This is a genomic window from Streptomyces sp. 13-12-16 (assembly GCF_002114215.1).
Classification (GTDB): domain Bacteria; phylum Actinomycetota; class Actinomycetes; order Streptomycetales; family Streptomycetaceae; genus Streptomyces.
The window spans coordinates 1-3,856 of record NZ_NCTE01000818.1 but is presented as its reverse complement, the minus strand read 5'-3'; the positions used below and the strand labels follow the sequence as shown (position 1 = coordinate 3,856).

3 protein-coding genes are annotated in these 3,856 nt (G+C 72.3%); 1 reads left to right on the top strand and 2 read right to left on the bottom strand.

Annotated features, from left to right (window positions below; genetic code table 11):
* Nucleotides 1-25: 25 nt before the first annotated feature.
* Nucleotides 26-1,840, top strand: coding sequence for a bifunctional UDP-sugar hydrolase/5'-nucleotidase (locus B7767_RS29570; protein WP_085574830.1), 1,815 nt, complete (start codon nucleotides 26-28; stop codon nucleotides 1,838-1,840).
* Nucleotides 1,841-1,866: 26 nt separating this feature from the next.
* Here B7767_RS29570 and B7767_RS29565 read toward each other — a convergent pair whose 3' ends face one another.
* On the bottom strand, nucleotides 1,867-3,258 hold the full coding sequence (locus B7767_RS29565) for a lysine N(6)-hydroxylase/L-ornithine N(5)-oxygenase family protein (protein ID WP_085574829.1): 1,392 nt from the start codon (nucleotides 3,256-3,258) through the stop codon (nucleotides 1,867-1,869).
* A gap of 132 nt (nucleotides 3,259-3,390) precedes the next feature.
* Nucleotides 3,391-3,856 (bottom strand): ERAP1-like C-terminal domain-containing protein (locus B7767_RS29560; RefSeq protein WP_179167341.1); only part of this gene is annotated, 466 nt, incomplete at its 5' end.

The following is a 3,856-nucleotide window of genomic DNA, read 5'->3' as shown; positions in this document are numbered from 1 at the left end:
CGTTGTTGCCCGAGGAGAGCCTGACATGCCGTTGAACCGCCGGAAGTTCTTGAAGAGGTCCGCCGTGACGGGGGCGGGGGTGGCGCTGGCGGGTACGGCGGCGGCCCCCGCGGCCGAGGCGGCCGGGACCGCCGGGGCGGGACGGGGGAGGAAGCCGGTGAAGCGGTACGCGCTGACCGTGATGGGCACGACCGACCTGCACGGCCACGTCTTCAACTGGGACTACTTCAAGGACGCCGAGTACACGGACGCGGCCGGCAACGCGCAGGGCCTGGCACGGGTGTCGACGCTGGTGGACCAGGTGCGCGAGGAGAAGGGCCGGCACAACACGCTGCTGCTGGACGCGGGCGACACCATCCAGGGCACCCCGCTGACGTACTACTTCGCGAAGGTCGACCCGATCACCGCCGAGGGCGGTCCGGTGCACCCGATGGCGCAGGCGATGAACGCCATCGGGTACGACGCGGTGGCGCTCGGCAACCACGAGTTCAACTACGGCATCGAGACGCTGCGGAAGTTCGAGGAGCAGTGCGACTTCCCGCTGCTCGGCGCCAACGCGCTGGACGCGAAGACGCTGAAGCCGGCCTTCCCGCCGTACTTCATCAAGAAGTTCCACGTGAAGGGCGCTCCCCCGGTGAAGGTGGCGGTCCTCGGGCTGACCAACCCCGGTATCGCGATCTGGGACAAGGCCTACGTACAGGGCAGGCTGACGTTCCCGGGGCTCGAGGAGCAGGCGGCGAAGTGGGTGCCGAAGCTGCGGTCGATGGGCGCGGACGTGGTGGTGGTGTCGGCGCACTCGGGTTCCTCGGGCACGTCGTCGTACGGTGACCAGCTTCCGTACGTGGAGAACGCGGCGGCGAACGTGGCACGGCAGGTGCCGGGGATCGACGCGATCCTGGTGGGGCACGCGCACCAGGAGATCGCGGAGCTGCGGGTCGCCAACGAGGAGACCGGCAGGGAGGTCGTGCTGTCGGAGCCGCTGTGCTACGCGGAGCGGCTGACGCTGTTCGACTTCGAGCTGGCCTTCGAGCGGGGCCGCTGGCGGGTGGAGACGGTGAAGGCGTCGCTGCGGGACGCGGCGGCGGTGAAGGACGACCCGAGGATCACCCGGCTGCTGCGCGACGAGCACGCGCAGGTCGTGGAGTACGTCAATCAGGTGGTGGGGTCGGCGACCGAGACGCTGACGACGGTGCAGGCCCGCTACAAGGACGCGCCGATCATCGACCTGATCGGCAAGGTGCAGGAGGACGTGGTCAGGGCGGCCCTCGCGGGCACCGAGTACGCGTCGCTGCCGGTGCTGTCGCAGGCGTCGCCGTTCTCGCGGACCTCCCAGATCCCGGCGGGCGAGGTGACGATCCGGGACCTGTCGAGCCTGTACGTGTACGACAACACGCTGGTCGCGAAGCTGATGACGGGCGCGCAGGTGCGGGCGTACCTGGAGTACTCGGCGGAGTACTTCGTGCGGACCGCGTCCGGTGCGGCGGTGGACGTGGAGAAGCTGACGAACGCGAACGGCCGCCCGGACTACAACTACGACTACGTCTCGGGGCTCACCTACGACATCGACATCGCGCAGCCGGCGGGTTCGCGCATCAGGAACCTGGCCCACGGCGGCGCCCCGCTGGACGACGCGGCGCAGTTCGTGTTCGCGGTGAACAACTACCGGGCGAACGGCGGTGGCGCGTTCCCGCACGTGGCGTCGGCGAAGGAGCTGTGGTCGGAGTCGACGGAGATCCGGACCCGGATCGCGGAGTGGGTGACGGCCAAGGGCGTGCTGGACCCGAAGGACTTCGCGTCGGTGGACTGGAGGCTGACGCGGGACGGTACGCCGGTGTTCTGATCCCCGTCCCTCCGTACGGGTGACGGTCAGGTCCCGTCCGCCGGTGGGGTGAGCCGTACGGCTCGCCGGGCGGGCGGGACCTGCGCCGTCCGGGGGTGGAGGCCGAAGGTGGTGAAGGCGGTGCGGGCGGGCTGGGGGTAGGCCTGGCGGCCGGTGAGGTGGTTGAGGATCACGGCGCTGCGCCAGGCGGCGAGCCCGAGGTCGGGGGCGCCGACGCCGTGGGTGTGGAGTTCGGCGTTCTGGACGTACACGCCGCCGGTGACCGAGGGGTCCAGGTCGAGGCGGAAGTGCGCGTCGACGCGGAGCCGGCCGGCGTGGTCGCGGCGCAGGTGGGGGTCGAGGGGCGCGAGGAGGTGGTCGAGGGGGCGTGGGCGGTGGCCGGTGGCGAGGACGACGGCGTCGGTGGTGAGGCGGGTGCGGGTGCGCTGCACGGTGTGCTCGAGGTGGAGCTCGATGCGGCCGGGGCCGAGGCGTCCGGCGGTACGGACGTGGACGGCGGGGGTGAGGACGGTGTCGGGCCAGCCGCCGTGGAGGGTGCGCCGGTAGAGCTCGTCGTGGATGGCGGCGACGGTGCCGGCGTCGATGGCCTTGTGGAGCTGCCACTGGGCGGGGACGAGCCGGTCGCGGACGGGTTCGGGCAGGGCGTGGAAGTAGCGGGTGTGGTCGGGGGTGAAGTGCTCCAGGCCGAGTTTGGAGTACTCCATGGGGGCGAACGCCCCGGTGCGGCCGATCCAGTGGAGGCGTTCCCGTCCGACGGGCCGGTGGCGGAGCAGGTCGAGGAAGACCTCCGCGCCCGACTGTCCGGTGCCGACGACGGTGATGTGGCCGGCGGCGAGGAGGGTGTCGCGGTGGGCGAGGTAGTCGTCGGAGTGGATCACGGGGACGCCGGGAGCCTCGGCGAGGGGCCGCAGCGGCTCGGGCACCCGGGGTTCGGTGCCGACGCCGAGGACGAGGTGGCGGGCGTGGACCCGGTCCGCCGAGGCGGCCCGCCCCTCCGGGTCGAGCCGGGTGAGGCCGACCTCGAACAGGGCGCGTTCGGGGCTCCAGCGGACGGTGTCGACGCGGTGGCCGAAGTGGAGCGCGGGGAGACGGTCGGCGACCCAGCGGCAGTAGGCGTCGTACTCGGTGCGGCGGATGTGGAAGTGCTCGGCGAAGTAGAACGGGTAGAGGCGGTCGCGGGCCCTGAGGTGGTTGAGGAAGGTCCAGGGGCTGGTGGGGTCGGCGAGGGTGACGAGGTCGGCGAGGAAGGGCACCTGGACGGTGGCGTCGTCGAGGAGCAGACCGGGGTGCCAGGTGAAGCGGGGGCTGCGGTCGTAGAAGGCGGTGCTCAGTCCGGGGAGGGGGTGGGCGAGGGCGGCGAGGGAGAGGTTGAAGGGGCCGATGCCGACGCCGACGAGGTCGCGGGGCGGGGTGCTCATGGACTGTCCTCCGGGGCGCGGTGCGCGGGAGGGTCCAGCTTGGACGGGAGTGGGCGGCGTCGCCCGAAAAGCCCGGTGAACACCCCTCGAAGGGGGTAAGTCCGCCTTCGAGGGGTGTTCTTGGGCGCCGGGTTACTTCTGCTGGACGCGCAGGGCGCGGGCCAGGTCGTCGAGCTGGTCGACGAGCTTGCGGCGCAGGGCGGGGATCGGGTCGGCCTTGCGCAGGCACTTCTCGCCGAGCCTCAGGGTCTCGGCGTCGACCGCGTGGGCGGGGAAGGCCCAGCGTCCGGCGGCCTCGGCGATGGCCGGGCCCCGGCGGGCGGCGACGGCGACGGCGGCCTTGAAGTAGCGGGACACGTAGGGCCGTACGAGATCGGCCTGTTCGGGCTGCCAGAAGCCCTGGGCGGTGGCGGTGAACAGGTAGTTGGACAGGTCGTCGGAGCCGAACATGGCGTCCCAGGCGCGGGCCTTGGCGTCCTCGTCGGGCAGGGCGGCGCGGCAGCGGGCGGCGCCCTCCTGGCCGGAGGCGCTGGGGTCGCGGGCGAGTTCGGCGGCGATGGCGGCCTCGTCGGTGGCGCCGAGCACGGCGAGCCGGGCG